Here is a 20,445-nt window from a genome sequence, read left to right as displayed (position 1 = left end):
TTCTGTCTTCCTTCCCTTGCGACGCTTAAATCGCGTCTGCGTCCGTTTCGCCGGTGCGCACGCGGATCGCCTGCTGTACATCCAGCACAAAGATTTTGCCGTCACCGATTTTGCCGGTCTGGGCTGTTTTGGTGATGGTTTCGATGACCTGATCGGACATGCCTGCAGGCACGACGAGTTCAAGTTTTACCTTTGGTACGAAGTTCACCGCATATTCCGCGCCGCGGTAGATTTCGGTATGTCCGGACTGAGAGCCGAACCCTTTGATTTCGGTGACCATCATGCCGCGCACGCCGATCTCGGTCAGCGCTTCGCGGACCTCCTCAAGCTTGAACGGTTTGATCGTTGCAATAATGAGTTTCACCTTGTTCCCCTTTCCTGTGGCGAGGGAGGGCCTCGCGCATTTGCAGGTGCAGAAAAACGCGAGCGCGCCGGAGAATCGAAGGTTTCGCGCCGGAAAAGGGGGCAAAAATGACGGTTAACGCACAATTATTGCGCAAAACTGGGTTGATGATGAAATTTTAAGCGAAATACGAACGGATGCCTGTCGGTTGTTGGGTCTACAACCTCTTAAATTGGGGTTAAGGTGGGCCAAAAGAACATGCCGGGCAGAGCAGCAGCATGAGTGATTCAGGACGAAAACGGCCACCGCTGGTGGCGGAGAAACGCTATGGTGGCGCGCCTAAGAGGGCGGCGAAGCCAGCTGCGCGCAAAGCGTCGAGCAAACCTGCGGCCAAGCCGAAGGCGTCGAAATCGGCGCGCAAGGCACCAGCGAAGACGTCGCCGAAGGTTAAGGCATCGCGCAAACCCACGCCGAAACGTAAGCCAAGTAAAAAGCGGCATCCGATTGTCGCATTCTTTCTGCGGATCTTGCGGTGGATCTGGGGGATTGTCTGGGGATTTACATGGCGCACGGGAATGGTGTTTGGTTTGCTGCTTGGGCTGGCGGTGACATATGTCTACATGACATTGCCGGACGTAACGGAGCTTTTAGATGGGCGTTCGCGCGGGTCGGTCACGCTTTTGGATCGCGACGGCAAGGTGTTTGCGTGGCGCGGTGATCAGTTTGGTGGCGTGGTTACGGCGGATACAGTTAGCGAAGATCTGAAAAACGCGGTGATCGCGACCGAGGACAAGCGGTTTTACCGGCACTTTGGGGTCAGCCCGCGCGGCGTGGCTGGAGCGGTGCGCATCAACCTGAGTGAAGGGCGTGGGCCGCTGAGCGGGCATGGTGGATCAACGATCACGCAACAAACGGCCAAGTTGATGTGCCTGGGCGTGGAATATGATGCAACCGAGTGGGAGAGCGAAGCAGACTATGTGCGTGATTGCCGCCGTGGGTCGCTGTCGCGAAAAGCCAAAGAAGCGATTTATGCCATCGCGATGGAGGTCAAATATACTAAGAACGAGATCCTGTCGGTCTATTTGAACCGGGCCTATATGGGGGCTGGGGCCTATGGCGCGGAAGCCGCGGCACAGCGGTACTTTGGTAAGCCTGCCGCCAATCTGAGCGCCGCAGAGGGGGCGATGCTGGCCGGGTTGTTGACCGCGCCTTCGTCGCTGGCGCCCACGGCGAATTTGCAGCGGTCGCAGGATCGCGCGGCGACGGTGCTGCGTTTGATGAACGAACAACGGTATTTGTCAGACGAGGACACAGCCTATTGGCAGTCAAACCCGGCGGTGTTGTCGGCGGCAGCTGAGGCCAAGGCAGGCGGGTATTTCGCGGATTGGGTGATGTCGACTGGCCCCGAGTTCTTTACACGCAACACGACCGAGGACGTGGTTTTGAAGACCACGATGGACCCGCGCATCCAGAAAGCCGCCGAAGAGGGGCTGAAGTGGGTGTTTGACAATAAGGTCAGTGAAGGGTCGAAGGCGCAAGCCGCCATTGTAGTGATGAGCGCAGATGGTGCTGTGCGCGCTATGGTTGGGGGGCGGCGCACCAAAGTGTCTGGTGCGTTCAATCGCGCGGTACAGGCCAAGCGGCAGACCGGATCGGCGTTTAAGCCATTTGTCTACGCGACTGCGCTGGATCTGGGCAAACATGCCAATGACACGGTGATTGATGGTCCCTATTGCCAGAACATTCCGGGGTCTGGCGAGTGGTGCCCGAAGAACTATACCGGCGAGCATTATGGCGAAGTAACGCTGACGACGGCGCTTAAGAACTCGTTGAATGTACCGGCGGTGAAGGTGTCGGAGCAGGCTGGGCGGGAAAATGTGCGCACGGTGGCGAGCATGTTTGGAATCGAAAGCGATTTGGCGGCGGGTCCGGCGCTGGCGTTAGGGGCGTCTGAGAGCTCTCTGCTGGAGATGTCGGGCGCATATGCTGGCATTCTGAATGGTGGGTCGTCTGTGACGCCTTATGGGTTGATTGAGTTGCGCCTGTTGGGCGATGATAATGCGCTGATGGGCACCGGCGGCGGTATTGGCGAGCGGGTGATTTCGGATGCGGCTGCGCGAGAGCTGATCTGGATGATGGAAAAGGTCGTGAGCGAAGGTACTGGTGGGCGGGCGCAATTGCCGGGCTGGCAGGTGGCTGGCAAGACCGGCACAACGCAAGCTGCACGGGATGCATGGTTTATCGGCTTCACTAATGAGTACGTAGCGGGCGTGTGGATGGGCTATGACGACAATACGCCGTTGACCGGGGTGACGGGGGGCGGATTGCCCGCCGACATCTGGCGCGAAGCAATGGTGCGGGTGCACGAAGGTCTGACGCCAACCGCATTGCCAGCGTTCACGCCCGCGCCGCCCAAGCCGAAGGCGCAACCGCGCCCCAAGAAGAAAAAACGGGGTTTGGATGACGTGTTAAACGGGATCATCAAAGATATCGTTGGCGGGAATTGAGCTGCGTTTGGTGTTTGTTCTGCGATAGGATGTGTGGGGCAATAAAATAGACGCCCTAATGTAACACTTTGCCGGATCTCGGTTTCGGGTCAGAATGGACCTGAGTGTGGAGAGAGGGTAGCGCGATGTTTCGGAAAATTTTGAGTGCTGTGGCTGTGATGATCGGCGTTTCTGGCGCGGTTATGGCCAGCGAAGAAAGCAAAACATGGCCCGCATCGGACGAGGCGCGGCAGTTTGTGCAGGACACGATTGTGATCGGCATGTTGGCAAGCCCGTATGGGACCGGGTGGACCGAGTACAGCCAGTTGCACGAGTATTTCGCTCGCGCCCGAGAAAGCGGCATCACGGGCCACGAGATGACGCTGGCTGCGGCGGACATGTCTTTTGAGACACTTCTGGAGCAACACTACCATTTCCGGGCCGCGATGGCGGAACAGCCGGGCAAGTTCAAGATCGTGAACGAAACGCGCGACATCGAGGCGGCTCATATCCAAGGCAAGACGGCGGTGATCTGGAACAGCCAGACGGCGACGATTTTGAATGGCGATCTCAAGAAGATGGCGGTCTTGAAGGACATGGGGGTGAAATCCATGATCCTGGCATATAACGACATTTTCCGGACAGGTTCCGGACAGTTGGCGGCTTATAATGGCAATGATATCGGACTGACCGCTTGGGGTCGGGCGGTGATTGACGAAATGGTGCGTTTCGGGATCATGCTGGATTTGAGCCATACTGGGGAGAAGACGGCCGGAGAGGCCATGGATTATATGGACGAGACCTATCCCGGTGTGCCGTATGTGTTCACCCATTCCGTTCCGGCGGGCCTGTATCGGGACGGGCCGAACGAGACGCCAAAGGGGTGTTACCGCAACATAGAAGATGCTGAGGCCGTGAGGGCGGCGCAGTCCGGTGGATATGTCGCGCCGACCTTTACCGAGTGGATGATGGACGGCGTTTGGCCCGAAGATATTAGCCCCAAGCAAGCGGCGGACATGATCGATTATTGGGTAAAGTTGGTTGGTGTTGATCACGTGGGGATTGCGTCTGACGACATGTTTTCAACCGAGTTGGTGGTGGATTTCGCCAAGGCAAATGCGTCGATGTATAATGATGGTGGCTATATGATTGAGGCGTTCAATCGTGGCGCGACAGGGAATGGCGAGTTGGCCAAGATACTCGCCGCGATCACGGATGATCTTTGGGGGCGGGGATATACGAACGAAGATTTGGCCAAGATATATGGCGGCAATAAAATGCGTGTGTATGCCCAGGTCTGGGAAGGCGTTCCACCTGAGCAGTTCCAGAGGGAATACCCGGAACGTTTGCGCCTGCGTGAGCAGTTTCGTGCCAAGTTTTATAGCCGGTGACGGCATGTCGGCGAATTGATGAGCGACGTTTCATATCATCGGTTAACGGCTGCGAATGCCCATTTTTTGATAGGTGCAGATGTATTTGACGGCCCGGTTATCGGTGAGCAGCTTAACCGGTTCGTGGCGGATGATGGCCACGAATTGGTTTTTGCACTGTCGGAGGATGTGGTTATTGGGTTTGCGTCAGGGGTGGTGCAGTTTCACCCCGATAAAACTCCGACATTTTTCGTGAGTGAGGTTGATGTCGCGCCGGAGGTTCAACGCCGGGGGATCGGAACGGAGCTTTGCGACAGATTGCTCAAGATAGCACGGGATATCGGGTGCGAAGGAGCGTTGCTTGCAACCGAGGTGGACAATGTACCTGCGCGCGCACTGTATCGCGCGTTAAAGGCGCGGGAAACCGAAGGGGTTGTCGTGTATGACTGGGACGGCGTGATGGACGCGTAACATCAGGCACACGCGGCGGATTGCAGAGTTTGAAGAACTGAGAGCGCCTGGGCGCTGCGATCATCGGGGACGAGCACGTGATCGTGGTGATATCCAGCTATCATGTTGCACGGGATGTTTTTGGCCGCCAAGGCAGATGCAACGGCAGCGGTAAGCCCAACGCCGTCAAGCGCAGAATAGACGTTCAGCGTGATGCAGTGCATTGGTTGATCCGTGGCATGGCCTGCGTCCTGAGCCACCTTGATCGGCAGTACGAGCGACAACCCTTCTTCTTCGCGGGTCGCAGAAAAGGCGACCGGCAAAAGATCGCGCGCTTGATCGAGATCTGTCAGAGTCGAGAAGACAAAAACCTCTGGCCTGAGCTGAGGGGTCATGCCCGCGATCATGGCATGGGCGGATTTAACGATCTGAGACATACGGCGCCCCTACTGGAAATGACGTGATCATGTCAGCCATTTACCGCGCGGGCAAGTTACCAAACTGTTTCCAGATTCGAGCCCAGCGAAATTTAGCCGGCTTTTTTCAGATCGTTGATCAGGCCATTGATGTTGCCGCCGTTGCGATCCAGCATGGCGCCAATTTCGGCCTTTTCAGACAGGCGCAGCGAGATGCCTTCGATAATCATGTCAAAGAACTTGTCCTTGCCCGAGCGATCAGAGACGAGGAAGTTAACCTCGAACGGGGATTGACCGCGCAGTTTTACGGAAGTCTTGACCTCATAAAAGCTTTTGACCTTGCGGCTGCCCTTGACGTCAATCTGACCGCCAACGAACTCGTTGAAACGCTTGCCATATTTCCGTGCCATATACCCCTGGAATGCTTTGGTGTAGGCGTTCAGTTGCGAGCTGGAGAGGCCGCGGGCATCCGGGCCAAGGGCAGAGCGCGCGATGATTTGAACGTCACCGTATTTGGCAAAGATCCGCTCGAAATCGCGGATCATGGCATTCACGGATTTGCCCGAGCTTATGACCTTGTTGATGTCGGCCACAGCGCGGTCGATCAGGGCCTTTGCCTGTGCGTCATTGAGTGCAAATGCAGTGCCGGGAAGGGCAAATGCCAGCGCAGTTGCGCCTGCTGAAGCGATGAATCCGCGACGGGTTATTAGATCAAAAATCTTCATAAGGGTCCTCATACGGATTGAATTCGGGATCAGTGTAGATGTCTTCTCCGGAGATTCCGAGGTCAAATCTGCGGTTCTGCAGGTACAGGATCCTTGCCTGCGCATAGCTGTCCGCGCTTTCGTAAAGGATAGAATCTATCGTGTCGTCAAAGTCGTAGCGATTGCCCATGGCATCAACGACGTAGGCGGCGACGCCAATATATTGCGTGGGATCACGGAAGATCACGACAAAGGGATTGAGCGCGATGTCGGCCATCAGTCCAACCGTGTCACGCGATGTTGACGGCCCAAAGAACGGCAATTCGACGTAAGCGCCCTCTTGTACGCCCCAAACGTGCAGGGTTTCGCCGAAATCGGTATCATCACGCGGAATGTCGATTGCGCTGGCTGGGTCAAAGAACCCGGCAATGCCAACTGTGGAGTTTATTAGAAAACGCCAAGTCGTGCCAACGGCCTCTTCCAGATCGCCCTGAAGCGTGTGGTTGATGACATCGTTAGGCAGCGACAGGTGATCTGCAAAGCGGCTGAAACTGTTGCGCACAGGTTGCGGGAACAGGAAGCCGTAGCCGTTGGATGCAGGCGAAAACAAGTAGCGGTCTACGTCCTTGTTGAACTCGTGCATTTTGCGGTTGGCGTCTTCCTTTGGGTCATAAATACCTGTCCGGCTCACCTGATCATTGGAAGCACAAGCCGACAACGCCAACACGGCGCACAGCAGTAGCGAGCGACCGAGCTTGGCTGGGGCCTTTGTTTTTCGTGATGACATCAAGAAAATTCTCACCCAAAGTGAATAAGTAACGCGCAATAGGTTAATTGACGATCAGCTCCAAGCTTTCAAGAGTGTTCCACAACGATTGTGGCAGATTGGGAACATCTTAGGCCCAGTTTCATCGTTTGGGCAGTGTCTTGTCGTGGGTGCGGATATGTGTAGTGGTGAAAAAGAAAAATCAAGAATTGATAATGACCAACAAAAATCAAATGGGGCGCGACGAGTTGCGCGCGGCGCGCGCGGAAAGCCGTGGTCTTTAATGGGCAGTTGCCATTTTCAGCTGCTTTGTCAACTTATTGATGCTGACTGGGCCGATTTTCATGCTGCAGGTTTACGACCGTGTGCTCGGAAGCCGGTCTGAAGAAACGCTCTTTGCGCTGTCTTTGTTGGCAGCATTCCTTTTCGCGATGATGGGGCTTTTGGATTACGCACGTGGCCGAGTAATGGCGCGGGTTGGCGCGCGGTTTCAGACCCGTTTGGATCGGCGGGTCTTTGATGCCGTGCTGCGGCGATCTTCGGTGGGAAAATCGCAGAAGGCTGAAACAGGGCTGGCCGATCTGGAATCAATTCAGCGATTGATGGCATCTCCAGTTCTTACTTCTGCATTTGACATCCCTTGGACGCCAATTTTCTTGGTAGGCATTTCTTTATTTCTCCCTTGGTTGGGGCTATTGGCTGTTGTGGGTGGCAGTATTCTGATTTTGGTAACTGTACTCAACCAAGCAGTGACAAGATTACCGTTTGAGAAAGCAGGCTATGCTTCACACGTCGCAGGACGTGTGTCTTCGCAGATGCAGAGCGAGGCGGAGATGATCCGTTCGATGGGAATGCAAAATGCTGCGTTCGAACGCTGGCAAGTTGCAAGGAACGGATCTTTGGAGGCTGCGGTCTCAGCATCTGATTTGAGTGGCGGATTTTCGGTTTCGACTAAAACGTTTCGTTTGTTCCTGCAGTCCGCGATGCTTGGCCTTGGAGCTTATCTTGCATTGCAAGGCGAAGTGTCGCCAGGTGCCATGATCGCCGGCTCAATCCTAATGGGGCGCGCGCTTGCGCCAATTGAATTGGCAGTCGGACAGTGGGCCTTGGTTCAGCGAGCGCGTCAAGGGTGGCGAAGTCTTGCGGATTTGCTGAGCGAAGTGCCTCCTGAACAGCTACGCACAAAACTTCCTGTTCCTGCGGCGCGGCTCGACGTGCAGCAGTTGACGGTATTGCCCCCTGGAGAAGCGCAGGCAGTACTGCGCATGGTGAGCTTTACAGCTAAGCCTGGCCAGGCGATCGGCGTAATTGGTCCTTCTGGGGCGGGTAAATCGACCTTGGCCCGCGCGTTGACTGGATCCTGGCGTGCTGCCGGCGGAAAGGTCCGCTTGGACGGGGCGGCCTTGGAGCAGTACGAACCTGATGATCTTGGGCAATACATTGGTTATTTGCCACAAAGAGTTGAGCTGTTTGACGGTACGATTGCAGAGAATATAGCGCGGCTCAGTCCGAAACCTGATCCTGAGAAAGTCGTTTTCGCAGCCCGCAAAGCCGATGCACACGAAATGATTCTGAAATTGCCGCAGGGCTATGACACACCCGTGTCCAGCCATGGCGGGCGACTGTCTGGCGGACAGATGCAGCGGATTGGGTTGGCGCGAGCGATGTATGGCGACCCGGTTGTGCTGGTGTTGGATGAACCTAACTCGAACCTCGACAACGAGGGGTCTGAGGCATTGAACAGCGCAATCCGCGCTACAAAGGCAGACGACCGGATTGTTTTAATTATGGCGCACAGGCCTGCTGCAATCCGCGAGTGTGATATGTTGTTGGTTCTGGAAAACGGCGCAACACGGGCATTTGGGCCGAGAGATGAAGTTATGAAAGAGGTTCTGCAAAATTATCAGCAGATTAAAGGGTCTTCGGACCCTGGAGGCATCCGATGAATACGCAAAATAACGATGGCAAGGGACGTTTCGGAGCGAGAAACCCGCTGCTTGTGGGCGGTTTTGCCCTGCTTATTCTGGTCGGTGGATTTGGGACGTGGTCGGTTTTGACGGAAATCGCGGGGGCTATTGTTGCGTCAGGCCGCGTGGAAGTAGACCGGAACCGACAAGTTGTTCAGCATCTGGATGGCGGCATTGTCTCCGAAATTCATGTGGAAGAAGGCGATGTCGTTGACGAAGGGGCCTTACTGTTACGTCTGGATGATACGTTTCTGATTTCGACTTTGGCGATCACAGAGAGCCAGTTGTTTGAATTGATGGCGCGTCGCGGGCGGCTTGAGGCCGAGCGCGACAACAGCAGTGATTTGGTTTTTGAACCGGAATTGTTGGAGCGCGCAACGGGCGATGCCGGCATTCTTGATCTGCTTGACGGCCAGAAGCGGCTGTTTGAGGCGCGTCGCGTGACGCTTGAGCAAGAGGTTGAACAGCTGGGGAAGCGGCGGGGCCAGATTTCCAACCAGGTTGAAGGCATAGATGCCCAAACCATCGCGTTGAGCACACAATTAGACCTGATCCGGGATGAATTGGAAGATCAGCAACAATTGTTGGATAAGGGGTTGGCACAGGCAACGCGAGTTCTGGCGCTGAGGCGAGAAGAAGCTGGGTTGGCCGGGCGTGTTGGCGAATTGACGGCGCAGCGCGCCCAAGCAGAGGGCCGCATAACCGAGATAGATATCGAAATACTGAAACTGGCAACTGCTTGGCGTGAACAAGCAATTACGCAGTTGCGGGATTTGCGCTATCGCGAGGTAGAGTTGTCTGAGCAGCGCAGACAGATCGAAGAGCGGCTTTCCCGACTGGATATTCGGGCGCCAGTGTCTGGTGTGGTCTATGGGATGCAGGTGTTTGCCCTGAGGTCGGTTGTTCGCCCCGCTGCTACTGTACTTTTTGTTATCCCACAGGACCGCCCATTGGTGATCGCAGCACAAGTTCCGGTTATCCATGTCGACCAAGTGTTCCCTGGTCAAACGGTATCTTTGCGGTTTTCGGCTTTCGACCAGCGCACCACGCCAGAGCTTTTTGGCGAGGTCACACAGATTTCGGCTGATGCTTTTCAGGACGAAGTAACGGCCCAGTCCTATTATCGTGCAGAAATTGTTCTTTCTGAAGGCGAGGCTGCCAAGCTGCCTGCGAATCTGTCGCTAATACCGGGCATGCCGGTTGATGCATATTTGCGGACTGAGGATCGAACGCCGCTGGCCTATCTGGTCAAACCGCTGGCGGATTATTTTACTAAGGCGTTCCGAGAGAGCTGAGGCCTGGGCGTCGCAAATTCGATTGCACTTCGGAATTGTGGTTTTAATGCTGGCGCGCGCGGTTTAGCGTCGCCGCAGTACTTGATGATGGAGAAATATCATGAGCGCGATTGAAGCTCGATTGGCTGAACTGGGTGTAACGCTGCCGGATTCGCCGGCGCCTGCGGCCAATTATGTGCCGTATGTGGTGACTGGTGACACCGTCTATGTGTCTGGGCAGATTTGCATGAACGCGGATGGCTTGATTCTGGGTAAATTGGGAGCCGATATGGCGTTAGAGGACGGCGCCGCGGCGGCACGGGCATGCGCGATAGCGTTGCTTGCACAGCTTAAGTCGGCTTGTGGCGGTGATATTGATCGTTTGGTGCGGGTCGTCAAATTAACGGGTTTTGTGAATTCGACGGCGGATTTTACACAGCAACCACAGGTTATTAACGGGGCGTCGGATTTCCTTGTTGAAGCGCTTGGTGACAAGGGGCGTCATGCGCGGTCTGCGGTGTCTGCTGCGGCATTGCCATTGGGTGTAGCCGTTGAAATCGAAGGCATTTTCCAGATCGCGTGACCTGTCATGTTGCATAATAGCTTTTTGACTGTACCGCTTGCCCATCGTGCATTGCATGATGTCAACGATGGGCGACCGGAGAACAGCCGCGCGGCAGTGCGTGCGGCTGTTGAGCGTGGCTATGGGATCGAGATAGATTTGCAATTGTCCCGCGACGGGCAGGCGATGGTGTTCCATGACTATCAGCTTGACCGGCTCACGGCGCAAAGCGGTGCTGTGCGGCAACGCAACGCCGATGAGCTGGCGGCGATATCACTGAACGGTGGGGATGAGGGTATTCCGACCTTTTCTGAGGTGCTGGACATTGTTGGCGGGCGGGTGCCGGTTTTGGTGGAGCTGAAGGATCAGGACGGCGCATTGGGCCCGAATATTGGAGCGTTGGAGGCGGCGACTGCGGTTGCCGCGCGTGATTATGCCGGGCCGCTGGCTGTCATGTCGTTCAATTCGCAAAGTGTACTGAAGCTGGCCGAAATCGCGCCCGATATCCCGCGTGGGATTACAACGGAAAGCTATCCGGCAGAGGATTGGTTGCTGGTGCCCGAGGAGGTGCGCGCCCGAATGCGTGAAATTCCGGATTATGACCGGGTTGGTGCCTGTTTTATCAGCCATGAGGCGGCGGATTTGGGCCGGGATCGGGTTGCGGAATTGAAAACGGCGGGCGCCAAGGTACTGTGTTGGACGATCCGGTCTGAAGCGGAAGAGGCCGAGGCGCGCAAGGTGGCGGACAATGTGACCTTTGAAGGATATTTGGCGCAGTTTTCTTAAGTCATGTATGGCTCGCGACGGCGGGATCACGCGGCCTTGTCAGACGCGGCGGCTGTTGCGCTTGAATGTTTGCGCGGCGTTGCCAGATAGTTACTAAAGGAGGCGCGGTTTATGGATGGTGGACAGATCGAGATCGAATTGCACGGATCGCTGGCAAGCATTGCCGCGAGCGATTGGGATGCCTGTGCCAATCCCGAAACTGCGGTTGGTGGGCGGCCTGTCGATCCGTTTACCACATACCGATTTCTAAAAGCACTGGAAGCCAGTGGTTCAGTTGGGCCGGGGACGGGGTGGCAGCCCCGGTACCTGACGGCGCGGGTCGGGCAGGATGTGATCGCCGTCGCGCCGCTTTATGCCAAGTCGCACAGTCAGGGCGAGTACATGTTCGACCACAATTGGGCCCATGCCTATGAGCAGGCTGGCGGGCGCTATTACCCAAAATTGCAGATGGCAGTGCCATTTACGCCGGTGACGGGGCGGCGTTTGCTGGCGCGACCGGGGTTTGAAGGCGCGGGGATGTCGGCACTGGTACAGGGCGCTGTTCAGGTCGCGGCGGATAACGAGGTGTCTTCGTTACATGTAACATTCTGTGCGGGAGCTGAGGCCGAAGCGGGAGAAGCGATGGGGCTGATGCGCCGAACCGGCCAGCAGTATCATTGGGAAAACCGCGGCTATAATAGCTTTGCTGAATTCATGGCGTCGCTGAGTTCGCGAAAGCGCAAGAACATGCGCAAAGAACGCGAGAGGGCGCAGGCGTTTGGCGGTTATATTGATTGCCTGACGGGCGATGATATCCGCGCGGAACACTGGGACGCGATGTGGCGGTTTTATCAGGACACCGGCGCGCGCAAATGGGGTACGCCGTACCTAACGCGCGGTTTTTTTGAAATTGCTCATGAAACGATGCGTGACGACATATTGCTGATCTTTGCGCAGCGCGGTGGCGTGCCGGTCGCGGGGGCCATGAACTTGATTGGCAGGAACTGTCTGTTTGGGCGGTACTGGGGCTGTGTCGAAGATCATCCATGCCTGCATTTCGAATTGTGTTACTATCAGGCGATGGACTGGGCGATTGCGCATGGTCTTGGCCGGGTTGAGGCCGGAGCACAGGGCGAACACAAGCTGGCGCGGGGTTACTTGCCCGTGGAAACACATTCGCTGCATTGGATTGGTGATGCCGGATTTGCGGATGCGATTGCGCGCTACTTGGATGCTGAGCGCAGGGCAGTGAGTGAAGAGATCGAAGTCATGACGGCCTGGGGACCGTTTCGCAAGGAACACAGGGAGGAACAGCAATGAGCGAATTGTTGAGTGACGCCGCCAGAGACGCTGTTCTGGAGCCACTATTTGCGAATGGTTGGGCCATGGTCGAGGGACGCGATGCGATTTCCAAGACCTACACGTTCGCCAATTTTGTCGAGGCATTTGGATGGATGGCAAAGGCCGCAATGTGGGCCGAGAAGTGGAACCATCACCCGGAATGGAGCAATGTGTATAACCGGGTAGAGGTCGTGCTGACGACGCATGACGTGGGTGGGATCAGCGCACTGGACGCAAAATTGGCGCGTAAGATGGATGGTCTTTAACTAGGTGAAATGTGCCTCTAGCCGAAACCCGAGGCACGATTTCCTATCAAACCGCGTGAAGCAGCGTTTCACCGGCGGAAAGTTCGCACACACCGGGGCTTTCTTCGACGTTCAGGACTTTCAGCTCGCCGTTTTCGACAAGCGCAGAAAAGCGGCGTGAGCGGTCGAGAAAGCCAATCTCTGGTACCGAGAAGCCAAGATCCATGGCCTTGACCAATTCGCCGGTTGGATCCGTCAGCATGGTGATCCCGCTGTCAGATGCGTTCGTGGATTTGTCCCATGCGTCCATGACAAAGGGGTCGTTTACCGCAACGCAGACGATCTCGTCGACGCCTTTGTTACGGAACGCTTGTGCGGTGCGCATAAAGCTGGGCAGGTGGGCCGAGGTGCAGGTACCGGTGAACGCGCCCGGCAGGCCAAACAGGACAACCTTGCGACCTTCAAGTAGTGAATCTACCGAGATAGGTTCAGGGCCGTCCGCGCCGATCTTCATCAATGTACCGTTGGGGACCTTTGTGCCGATTTCAATTGTCATGAGAACTCTCTCTGCATTGCGTTTCCATATTGTGGCGATATAGGGTCGCGCGACGCTGGCGCAATTTTTTTTCCGAAAGATGAAGGCAGTACACGGTTTTGTGAATAATCGGGAAAACAGATAGCAAGGGGCAGAATGTGAGGATCATTGCTGGACAGTTCCGCGGCACGGCATTGGCCAGTGTTGGCAAGGGCGATGCAGGTGCACATTTACGCCCCACCACGGACCGCGTGCGCGAGAACCTTTTCAACGTGCTGATGGGAGGCAAATTTGGAGACCCGATCACGGGCGCTCGGGTGCTGGATCTGTTTGCCGGGACCGGCGCGCTGGGATTGGAGGCATTGTCGCGGGGGGCAGAGTCCGTTGTGTTTGTGGATGACGGGCGCAAAGCGGGGTCACTTGTACGCGAGAATATTCAATTGACCAGATCCAAGGGCGCGGCCCGATTGGTAGCGCGTGATGCAACGCGACTGCCTTTGAATGCGGATGCGCCGTATGATCTGGTGTTTCTGGACCCGCCTTATGGCAAGGGTCTGGGAGACAAGGCGCTGGCGGTTGCGGTCGCAGGGCGATGGATTGCGCCTGAGGCATTGATCGTTTGGGAAGAGAACGCGCCACAACTTGCGCCGGATGGTTTTGAACTGTTGGATCAGCGCAAATATGGTGACACGCATGTGACATTTTTGGAGGCGGGCGCGTGAGGCCGGAGCTGGTTATTTTTGATTGTGACGGTGTTTTGGTCGACACAGAGGTGGCGACTTGTACTGTCATCTCGCGCAATTTGGCCGAGTACGGGTTGGACCTGTCACCTACTGAGTGTCTTGGGTTGTTTGTGGGTGGCACGATCTATAGCGCGTGCGAGGAAGCGCGGCGGCGGGGGGCCGATTTGGCAGATGGCTGGGTCGATGAGATGTACGCGCAGATATTTGACACACTGCGCGCCGGTGTTCGGGTGCTGCCCGGAATACCAGAGGTGTTGGCGCGCTTAAAAGCATTGGACATTCCTGATTGCGTGGCCTCGAACGGACCACCGGAAAAAATGCAGGTGTCGCTGGGCCCTTCCGGGCTGTGGGACCACTTTGACGGGCGTATCTGGTCACCACACACACATGGGCCAGCTAAGCCGGATCCGGGGTTGCTATTGATGGCGGCGGAACACTTTGGCGTGGATCCTGCGGCTTGTGTGATGATCGATGACAGCCCAGCAGGTGTAATTGCGGCCCAAAAGGCAGGTATCCGCGCCATTGGGTTTGATGAAAACGGCGCGTTGGGGCGGGTGTCGGGCATGGGGGCCGAAGTGATCGAGCACATCGACGCGTTGCACGATCTTTTGTCGCTCACCCCTTGATCGCGGGAACGTGCGGGGGTTTTCAAAGACTTGTGCTATAGTGATTCCATGAGATGCAGGCCGCCCAAGAGGTTCTGACCCCGTGATCGGGTTTCGAGCATCCTGCACATTCTGGCTGACGACGCGGCCTGCCTGATGAAATCAGGAGGACGCAATGGTTGAGACAATCGGAAATCCGCTAAGCTGGGGAGCGCGTGTTTTGGGTGGCGCCGGGCAGCGAATGGGCGACGTTGCCGAAGGTATGGGAAGCGACGTGCGCGTGTCGCCGCGCGTGCACAGCCTTAATATGAGCGACATTGGCGAGGCGTTGCGTCTGGGGCTGGCCGATATGGGGCGCAGCCGCAGCGATGTTCTGGTGCTGGTTATGGTTTACCCGTTGATTGGCCTTGCATTGACGTTGATAGCGTTTGACAGCGCGATGATCCCGCTGGTGTTTCCAATGGCGGCAGGTTTTGCGCTGCTTGGGCCGCTGGCTGCTGTGGGGCTTTATGAGATGAGTCGACAGCATGAAGATGGCAACGAAGTGAGCTGGGCGGTTGCGCTGTTGTCATTAAAAAGCCGGGTGTTCGGGCCTATCATGGTATTGGGCCTGTATTTGATGGGGTTGTATGTAGTCTGGATGGTTGTCGCGCTCGAAATATATGGCGCAACGATGGGACCGGAACTGCCCAAGACGATGGTGGGGCTGATGAGTAACGTATTGTCGACGCCAGCCGGCTGGGCGCTAATCTGGATTGGTTGCGGGGTGGGATTCATCTTTGCCGCCGTGGTGCTGGTGACGTCGATGATGAGTTTCCCAATGCTGGTAGACAAACCGGTTGGGTTGCCCGTGGCCGTGGCGACATCCATGAGAGTTGCTATGAAGAACCCAGCCGTTGTCGCCGTGTGGGGGGCGATTGTAGCCGGGTTGCTGGTATTGGGTTCGGTGCCGTTCTTTATCGGGTTGGTTCTTGTGCTGCCAATACTCGGACACGCGACTTGGCATCTGTACCGCAAAGCGATCAGCTACGACTGAAACTTAGCTGATGGCCTGAAGATATACCGTCAACTATAGGTCGGGTGGAACTTGCCGGTTGGTGATTTTGTGAAAATCTCGCAACCATCAGATGTGACGCCAATCGAATGTTCAAACTGGGCGGACAGGGATTTGTCGCGTGTGACGGCGGTCCAATCATCAGCGAGGACCTTGGTTTCGGGGCGTCCAAGGTTCACCATGGGTTCAATAGTGAAGAACATGCCCTCTTCGAGCCGTGCGCCGGTGCCGGGGCGACCGTAGTGCAGCACATTAGGCGGCGCGTGGAAGACACGACCAAGCCCGTGACCGCAAAAATCGCGTACAACTGACATGCGTTGGCTCTCGACATAAGATTGGATGGCGTTGCCAATGTCGCCAAAGGTGTTGCCGGGTTTGACGGCTTCGATCCCCAACATGAGCGAATCATGTGTGACCTGGATCAAGCGCTCGGCCTTGCGCGGGAGTTTGCCAGCCACATACATACGGGATGTGTCACCATACCAACCGTCGACAATTACAGTGACGTCGATATTGAGGATATCGCCATCCTTAAGTTTCTTGTCGCCGGGAATACCGTGACAGACCACGTGGTTGACTGAAATGCAGCTGGCGTGCTCGTACCCGCGATAGCCAATGGTGGCGGATTTTGCGCCCGCTTCATCCACCTTGGCTTCGATCGCAGCGTCGATGGCGGCTGTGGTCTGGCCAGGAATGACCATTTTGGCCACCTCATCCAAAATCCGCGCGGCCAAAGCGCCAGCGGTATGCATACCTGCAAAATCTGACGTGTCATAGATACGGATCCCGTCGCGGGTCTGGCGGCCTTTGCCAATCATTGGGTTTGCTCCGTCGGCTCTGAGTTTCGGCTTTATTTAAGAGTAATTGCGGGAAAGAACCAGAGGGTAAGCGTTTTTGACAAACTGGGTGATTTTGGGGGCGCTGCCCCCATCGCAGCACGCAGCGATTCCCCCGGGGTATTTTTGATCATTGAGAAATGCACGGGCGCGTCATTCAGTGTTCTCAAATGCCAAAAACTCAACTTGTGAGGTGTTTCCAGGGTTCGCGGGAAAAAGGCAGCGAAGGGCCGATGTCGATGCGGTGCGGAGTAATGGTGCAGCTATATGCGATCACCTCAACGCCAGCGGCGCGGGCGGCGTCAAATGCAACTGCATATTTGGGGTCGATGTCTGCAGCCAGAGTGACTTGTTTGGCGTCGGTGCGTTGGACGAGGTAGAACATCATGGCGCGATGACCGTCGGCGAGCATGGATTTCAGTTCATCAAGATGCTTGGCTCCACGTGCCGTAACACTGTCTGGGAATTCGGCCGTTTCCGGTCGGCGCGAGAGGGTGACGGATTTTACCTCGACATAGAGGTCGGGCAGGGTGTCGGCGGATAACAGGAAGTCAATCCGGCTGTTTTTACCATATTTGACCTCCGGGCGGACAAGCGGATACTCGGCGAGTTCCGGAATGGCGCGGGCCATAAGGGCGGCTTTCAGGACCCGGTTGGGCACAGAGGTGTCGACACCGGTGAAATGACCGTTTTCGTGCTCTACCAGCCGCCAGCCGTATTTCAACTTTCTCTTTGGGTCATCGTTGGGTTCGAGCCAGATGCGGGTGCCGGGATCGGCCAGACCCATCATCGAGCCGGGATTGGCGCAATGGGCAGTAACCTCGGTACCATCCATCAGGCGGGCGTCGGCAAGGAACCGTTTGTAGCGACGGATAAGCACGGCGGGAACAAGAGGGGTTTGAAAGCGCATGGGCGGAGGCCTATACCTGCAGAACGCTTGTGACAAGGAGAGTAGAGGGATGGCGAACCCAACAGCGGCAATGCTTGTGATCGGTGACGAAATTTTGTCTGGGCGCACACGGGATGCGAATATGTACTTCCTTGCCGGGGAGCTGACCAAGGCGGGGATCGACCTTCGTGAAGTACGGGTGGTGGCGGATGATTCTGACGGGATCGTAGCGGCGGTGCGCGCTTTGTCCAAGTCGTATGACACCATGTTTACCAGCGGTGGAATTGGGCCGACGCATGATGATATCACCGCTGATTGCATCGCGTCTGCTTTTGGGCGATCGATTGATGTGCGGGCCGATGCGCGGGCGTTGTTGCAAGCGCATTACGACCGGTCGGGTCAGGAACTGAACGAGGCGCGATTGCGCATGGCGCGGATACCGGATGGAGCGGCGTTGATCGACAACCCTGTGTCTGTGGCGCCGGGATTTACGGTGGAAAACGTGCATGTGATGGCGGGGGTGCCAAGTGTTTTCCAAGCCATGGTCGCCAGTGTTTTGCCGACGCTGACAGGGGGTGCCCCTGTGTTGTCGCAGACGTTGCGCGTGATGAAGGGGGAGGGCGATATTGCCGGACCGTTGGGGGCGTTGGCGGTTGATTTTTCGGACCTCTCTATCGGGTCATACCCATTTCAGCGAGATGGTGTGTATGGTGCGAATATCGTGATCCGTGGACAAGATGGTGCGCGTGTGGATGCGGCGATGACCAAGCTGGCAGAGGTCTTTGGATGACGAGTTTGCCTGACGCTGCGCAGATGTACGATGTTGTTGAGGGCACATGGCCGCCATTTGCGACAAGCGAAAGCGGGCCTTTTACCATTCGTGATGGCCGCGGCGGCGGGAAACGGGTGTCGGCCGCGACAGCAAATGGACCGGTAACGGCAGAAGACATCTGGCGCGCAGAAGGGGCAATGGCAGCATTGGGGCAGGGGGCGTTGTTTCAGATCCGCGAGGGCGAGGACGCACTGGATGCGCTATTGGCAGAAATGGGTTATGAGGTGGTCGACCCGGTGACGATGTTTGCTGCGCGCGCCGCGGATATTGCCACCGAGCGCCCCCCGCGAACTGCGGCGATCCCGGCGTGGGAGCCGCTGAGGATCATGGAAGAGATGTGGGCTACGGGTGGGATCGGACCAGACCGTGTTGAAGTCATGAAGCGTGCCGTGGGGCCCAAGACAGGGTTTGTGTCGCGTTGGCGGGATCAGCCTGCGGGTACGTCCTTTCTGGCGATGCATAACGGTGTCGGTATGGTGCACGCGTTGGAAATTCTACCCGCTCAACGGCGGCAAGGTGTTGGAAAGTGGCTGATGCAACGGGCGGCGTTCTGGGTGCTGGAGCACGGCGGGCATACGTTGGCGGTGATTTGTACGACACGTAATACCGGCGCAAATGGTCTCTATGCTTCCCTTGGGATGTCTGTTGTGGGAACGTATCATTACCGACAAAAACCAACGGCTTAAGGGAGGCCTTCATGTCCAGTTCAGATCAGCCTACGGCATTGGATATTCCGATGCTGGACCCATTGCCGCCTGAAACACAGCGATATTTTGAGATTTGTCAAGAAAAGCTGGGCATGGTGCCCAATGTGCTCAAGGCGTATGCGATCCATGTGGACAAGCTCAATGCGTTCACGGCGCTGTATAATGATCTGATGCTAGGTGAGAGCGGGCTGAGCAAGCTGGAACGCGAAATGATCGCTGTGGTGGTGAGTTCGGTGAATAAGTGTTTTTACTGCCTGGTCGCGCATGGCGCGGCGGTTCGCCAATATTCGGGTGATCCGGCGCTGGGCGAGAAGATGGTGATGAACTGGCGGGTGGCGCAACTGGATGCGCGACAGCGCGCGATGCTGGCCTTTGCCGAAAAGATGACGATGGCGTCTTATACGATTGAAGAGTCGGACCGTCAGGGGCTGCGCGATGCGGGGTGCAGCGATCAGGACATCTGGGATATCGCCAATGTCGCCGGGTTTTACAACATGTCAAACCGCGTCGCTTCGGCCACGGATATGCGACCAAATGAAGAGTATCACTCACTGGCCAGATGATCCGAGCGCTTGGCATAAGTTTGGCGCTATGGCCCGGTGTGGTGTCGGCGTTTGATCCGGCTTTGCCGGATTCGGCGCAGCTGATCGGCCAGTTTGATACGGCGGCTGGATATTACACATTACCTGTTGGCGTCTTTGTGAACGGAGCGGTGCCAAGTGAGCGTTATGGCGGCGGTGTGCGGCGGCGTAGTTGGCGGATTGGCAGTGGGTTTACAGGGACCGCTGATGTCATGGCCGATCTGACAGCGCAGTTGTTGCGAACTGGCTATGAGATTCGGTTGTCTTGTGATGCGCAATTGTGCGGTGGTTTCGATTTCCGGTTTAATACCGAGGTGATGCCACCACCGGAGATGTTCGTGGACTTGGCCGATTTTCGGTTTTTGGCAGGGTCGCGAGAGGCAGATGCCGGACCAGAAGCCATTGGTATTCTGGTCAGCCGGACTGCGCAGGCGGGGATGGTGCAAATAATTGAGGTGGCCCCGCAGTTGATGATCGATTCCGTGCGAGTGGTGGCAGAATCGACTGCTCCGGTTTTGGAAGAGGCACCGCATGTTGGTGTGCCGGTTCAGGCCGATGATGGTCGGGATCTGCGCCCGGCGGTGGTTGAGGCAAGTGATATTTCGCTGGTTTTGGAGAGAACTGGACACATTGTTTTGTCCGATCTGGTGTTTGAAACCGGCTCGTCACAGTTGGGCGAGGGACCGTTTGGGTCGCTGGCGGCGTTGGCGACATATCTGAATGACGATGCAGAGCGACGTGTTGCGCTGGTGGGGCACACGGACAGCGAAGGGTCTTTGCAGAATAACACTGAGCTGTCGCGGCGACGGGCGACTTCGGTGCGCACGCGATTGGTTGAGGTTCATGGCGTCGGCGAATCACAATTGGAGGCGCGCGGGGTTGGTTTTTTGTCGCCAATTGCGTCTAACCTTACGGAGGCCGGACGCAATGCCAACCGGCGGGTTGAGGCGGTATTGTTGAATACGAAATAGGCT

The 20,445-nt window shown here is 56.5% G+C and carries 23 protein-coding genes; 16 read left to right on the top strand and 7 right to left on the bottom strand.

Annotated features, from left to right (window positions below; translation table 11 throughout):
• Positions 1–25 precede the first annotated feature (25 nt).
• Positions 26–364 (bottom strand): P-II family nitrogen regulator, encoded by a 339-nt coding sequence (locus CLV88_RS05915; RefSeq protein ID WP_106607451.1) that lies wholly within the window; start codon positions 362–364, stop codon positions 26–28.
• A gap of 257 nt (positions 365–621) precedes the next feature.
• Here CLV88_RS05915 and CLV88_RS05910 point away from each other — a divergent pair, with 257 nt between their 5' ends.
• The 3 genes from CLV88_RS05910 (at position 622) to CLV88_RS05900 (ending at position 4,670) form a co-directional block, all read left to right on the top strand.
• Positions 622–2,850 (top strand): transglycosylase domain-containing protein, encoded by a 2,229-nt coding sequence (locus CLV88_RS05910; RefSeq protein ID WP_106607450.1) that lies wholly within the window; start codon positions 622–624, stop codon positions 2,848–2,850.
• A 125-nt stretch (positions 2,851–2,975) separates the two neighbouring features.
• Positions 2,976–4,220 carry a dipeptidase gene (locus CLV88_RS05905; protein ID WP_106607449.1) on the top strand — a complete coding sequence of 415 codons (1,245 nt, stop codon included), beginning with the start codon at positions 2,976–2,978 and terminating at the stop codon, positions 4,218–4,220.
• A gap of 18 nt (positions 4,221–4,238) precedes the next feature.
• Complete coding sequence (locus CLV88_RS05900) at positions 4,239–4,670, top strand: GNAT family N-acetyltransferase (RefSeq protein WP_106607448.1); 432 nt, start codon at positions 4,239–4,241, stop codon at positions 4,668–4,670.
• 2 nt (positions 4,671–4,672) lie between these two features.
• On the opposite strand, the gene CLV88_RS05895 is transcribed toward CLV88_RS05900, so the two are convergent.
• The 3 genes from CLV88_RS05895 to CLV88_RS05885 form a co-directional block, all read right to left on the bottom strand.
• Complete coding sequence (locus tag CLV88_RS05895; RefSeq protein WP_106607447.1) at positions 4,673–5,086, bottom strand: ACT domain-containing protein; 414 nt, start codon at positions 5,084–5,086, stop codon at positions 4,673–4,675.
• A gap of 92 nt (positions 5,087–5,178) precedes the next feature.
• Complete coding sequence (locus CLV88_RS05890; protein ID WP_106607446.1) at positions 5,179–5,790, bottom strand: MlaC/ttg2D family ABC transporter substrate-binding protein; 612 nt, start codon at positions 5,788–5,790, stop codon at positions 5,179–5,181.
• The gene (locus CLV88_RS05885; RefSeq protein ID WP_106607445.1) at positions 5,777–6,556 is read right to left on the bottom strand and encodes an MlaA family lipoprotein; all 780 of its coding nucleotides are present in this window, start codon (positions 6,554–6,556) and stop codon (positions 5,777–5,779) included. Before CLV88_RS05885 ends, CLV88_RS05890 begins: the two co-directional genes overlap by 14 nt.
• A gap of 275 nt (positions 6,557–6,831) precedes the next feature.
• On the opposite strand from CLV88_RS05885, the gene CLV88_RS05880 reads away from it, so the two are divergent.
• The 6 genes from CLV88_RS05880 (at position 6,832) to CLV88_RS05855 (ending at position 12,710) form a co-directional block, all read left to right on the top strand.
• Complete coding sequence (locus tag CLV88_RS05880) at positions 6,832–8,481, top strand: type I secretion system permease/ATPase (protein ID WP_243403584.1); 1,650 nt, start codon at positions 6,832–6,834, stop codon at positions 8,479–8,481.
• The gene (locus tag CLV88_RS05875) at positions 8,478–9,797 is read left to right on the top strand and encodes an HlyD family type I secretion periplasmic adaptor subunit (protein ID WP_106607444.1); all 1,320 of its coding nucleotides are present in this window, start codon (positions 8,478–8,480) and stop codon (positions 9,795–9,797) included. Before CLV88_RS05880 ends, CLV88_RS05875 begins: the two co-directional genes overlap by 4 nt.
• A 100-nt stretch (positions 9,798–9,897) precedes the next feature.
• On the top strand, positions 9,898–10,359 hold the full coding sequence (locus CLV88_RS05870; RefSeq protein WP_106607443.1) for a RidA family protein: 462 nt from the start codon (positions 9,898–9,900) through the stop codon (positions 10,357–10,359).
• 6 nt (positions 10,360–10,365) lie between these two features.
• Positions 10,366–11,124: a glycerophosphodiester phosphodiesterase family protein gene (locus tag CLV88_RS05865; protein WP_106607442.1), complete on the top strand. Its 759-nt coding sequence runs from the start codon at positions 10,366–10,368 to the stop codon at positions 11,122–11,124.
• Positions 11,125–11,235: 111 nt separating this feature from the next.
• A complete protein-coding gene (locus CLV88_RS05860) occupies positions 11,236–12,423 on the top strand; it encodes a GNAT family N-acetyltransferase (protein ID WP_106607441.1) in 1,188 nt (395 codons plus the stop codon).
• Positions 12,420–12,710, top strand: a complete 291-nt coding sequence (locus CLV88_RS05855) for a 4a-hydroxytetrahydrobiopterin dehydratase (protein WP_106607440.1) — start codon at positions 12,420–12,422, stop codon at positions 12,708–12,710. Before CLV88_RS05860 ends, CLV88_RS05855 begins: the two co-directional genes overlap by 4 nt.
• A gap of 46 nt (positions 12,711–12,756) precedes the next feature.
• Here CLV88_RS05855 and CLV88_RS05850 read toward each other — a convergent pair whose 3' ends face one another.
• On the bottom strand, positions 12,757–13,245 hold the full coding sequence (locus CLV88_RS05850; protein ID WP_106607439.1) for a peroxiredoxin: 489 nt from the start codon (positions 13,243–13,245) through the stop codon (positions 12,757–12,759).
• Positions 13,246–13,382: 137 nt separating this feature from the next.
• Here CLV88_RS05850 and rsmD point away from each other — a divergent pair, with 137 nt between their 5' ends.
• From rsmD to CLV88_RS05835, 3 genes are all read left to right on the top strand, one after another.
• Positions 13,383–13,946: a 16S rRNA (guanine(966)-N(2))-methyltransferase RsmD gene (rsmD, locus tag CLV88_RS05845; protein ID WP_106607438.1), complete on the top strand. Its 564-nt coding sequence runs from the start codon at positions 13,383–13,385 to the stop codon at positions 13,944–13,946.
• Positions 13,943–14,593, top strand: coding sequence for an HAD family hydrolase (locus tag CLV88_RS05840; protein ID WP_106607437.1), 651 nt, complete (start codon positions 13,943–13,945; stop codon positions 14,591–14,593). Before rsmD ends, CLV88_RS05840 begins: the two co-directional genes overlap by 4 nt.
• Positions 14,594–14,747: 154 nt before the next feature.
• Entirely contained in the window at positions 14,748–15,608 is an 861-nt protein-coding gene (locus CLV88_RS05835; protein ID WP_106607436.1) for a DUF2189 domain-containing protein, read from the top strand.
• Between the two features lie 29 nt (positions 15,609–15,637).
• On the opposite strand, the gene map is transcribed toward CLV88_RS05835, so the two are convergent.
• Positions 15,638–16,444, bottom strand: coding sequence for a type I methionyl aminopeptidase (map, locus tag CLV88_RS05830; RefSeq protein ID WP_106607435.1), 807 nt, complete (start codon positions 16,442–16,444; stop codon positions 15,638–15,640).
• A 199-nt stretch (positions 16,445–16,643) separates the two neighbouring features.
• On the bottom strand, positions 16,644–17,372 hold the full coding sequence (sfsA, locus tag CLV88_RS05825; protein WP_106607434.1) for a DNA/RNA nuclease SfsA: 729 nt from the start codon (positions 17,370–17,372) through the stop codon (positions 16,644–16,646).
• 49 nt (positions 17,373–17,421) lie between these two features.
• Between sfsA and CLV88_RS05820 the strand changes: the two genes are divergently transcribed.
• The 4 genes from CLV88_RS05820 to CLV88_RS05805 are packed head-to-tail and all read left to right on the top strand — an operon-like array spanning position 17,422 to position 20,442.
• The gene (locus CLV88_RS05820) at positions 17,422–18,141 is read left to right on the top strand and encodes a competence/damage-inducible protein A (RefSeq protein ID WP_106607433.1); all 720 of its coding nucleotides are present in this window, start codon (positions 17,422–17,424) and stop codon (positions 18,139–18,141) included.
• Positions 18,138–18,869: a GNAT family N-acetyltransferase gene (locus CLV88_RS05815; protein WP_106607432.1), complete on the top strand. Its 732-nt coding sequence runs from the start codon at positions 18,138–18,140 to the stop codon at positions 18,867–18,869. The genes CLV88_RS05820 and CLV88_RS05815 overlap by 4 nt, the downstream gene beginning before the upstream one ends.
• Positions 18,870–18,880: 11 nt before the next feature.
• Positions 18,881–19,453, top strand: coding sequence for a peroxidase-related enzyme (locus CLV88_RS05810; protein ID WP_106607431.1), 573 nt, complete (start codon positions 18,881–18,883; stop codon positions 19,451–19,453).
• Positions 19,450–20,442: an OmpA family protein gene (locus CLV88_RS05805; protein ID WP_106607430.1), complete on the top strand. Its 993-nt coding sequence runs from the start codon at positions 19,450–19,452 to the stop codon at positions 20,440–20,442. Before CLV88_RS05810 ends, CLV88_RS05805 begins: the two co-directional genes overlap by 4 nt.
• The last annotated feature ends 3 nt before the right edge of the window (positions 20,443–20,445 follow it).

Origin of the sequence: Shimia abyssi (assembly GCF_003014475.1) — a bacterium.
GTDB lineage: Bacteria > Pseudomonadota > Alphaproteobacteria > Rhodobacterales > Rhodobacteraceae > Shimia > Shimia abyssi.
This window is presented reverse-complemented; position numbering and strand designations above follow the sequence as displayed.

Bases quoted from the DNA above. Each gene is read 5' to 3' on its own strand.
- CLV88_RS05805 (WP_106607430.1), top strand. From the start codon at position 19,450: ATGATCCGAGCGCTTGGCATAAGTTTGGCGCTATGGCCCGGTGTGGTG.
- CLV88_RS05820 (WP_106607433.1), top strand. From the start codon at position 17,422: ATGGCGAACCCAACAGCGGCAATGCTTGTGATCGGTGACGAAATTTTG.
- map (WP_106607435.1), bottom strand. From the start codon at position 16,444: ATGATTGGCAAAGGCCGCCAGACCCGCGACGGGATCCGTATCTATGAC.
- sfsA (WP_106607434.1), bottom strand. From the start codon at position 17,372: ATGCGCTTTCAAACCCCTCTTGTTCCCGCCGTGCTTATCCGTCGCTAC.
- CLV88_RS05905 (WP_106607449.1), top strand. From the start codon at position 2,976: ATGTTTCGGAAAATTTTGAGTGCTGTGGCTGTGATGATCGGCGTTTCT.
- CLV88_RS05835 (WP_106607436.1), top strand. From the start codon at position 14,748: ATGGTTGAGACAATCGGAAATCCGCTAAGCTGGGGAGCGCGTGTTTTG.
- CLV88_RS05810 (WP_106607431.1), top strand. From the start codon at position 18,881: ATGTCCAGTTCAGATCAGCCTACGGCATTGGATATTCCGATGCTGGAC.
- CLV88_RS05900 (WP_106607448.1), top strand. From the start codon at position 4,239: ATGAGCGACGTTTCATATCATCGGTTAACGGCTGCGAATGCCCATTTT.
- CLV88_RS05875 (WP_106607444.1), top strand. From the start codon at position 8,478: ATGAATACGCAAAATAACGATGGCAAGGGACGTTTCGGAGCGAGAAAC.
- CLV88_RS05890 (WP_106607446.1), bottom strand. From the start codon at position 5,790: ATGAAGATTTTTGATCTAATAACCCGTCGCGGATTCATCGCTTCAGCA.
- CLV88_RS05850 (WP_106607439.1), bottom strand. From the start codon at position 13,245: ATGACAATTGAAATCGGCACAAAGGTCCCCAACGGTACATTGATGAAG.
- CLV88_RS05855 (WP_106607440.1), top strand. From the start codon at position 12,420: ATGAGCGAATTGTTGAGTGACGCCGCCAGAGACGCTGTTCTGGAGCCA.
- CLV88_RS05870 (WP_106607443.1), top strand. From the start codon at position 9,898: ATGAGCGCGATTGAAGCTCGATTGGCTGAACTGGGTGTAACGCTGCCG.
- CLV88_RS05860 (WP_106607441.1), top strand. From the start codon at position 11,236: ATGGATGGTGGACAGATCGAGATCGAATTGCACGGATCGCTGGCAAGC.
- CLV88_RS05865 (WP_106607442.1), top strand. From the start codon at position 10,366: ATGTTGCATAATAGCTTTTTGACTGTACCGCTTGCCCATCGTGCATTG.
- CLV88_RS05895 (WP_106607447.1), bottom strand. From the start codon at position 5,086: ATGTCTCAGATCGTTAAATCCGCCCATGCCATGATCGCGGGCATGACC.
- CLV88_RS05815 (WP_106607432.1), top strand. From the start codon at position 18,138: ATGACGAGTTTGCCTGACGCTGCGCAGATGTACGATGTTGTTGAGGGC.
- CLV88_RS05885 (WP_106607445.1), bottom strand. From the start codon at position 6,556: ATGTCATCACGAAAAACAAAGGCCCCAGCCAAGCTCGGTCGCTCGCTA.
- CLV88_RS05910 (WP_106607450.1), top strand. From the start codon at position 622: ATGAGTGATTCAGGACGAAAACGGCCACCGCTGGTGGCGGAGAAACGC.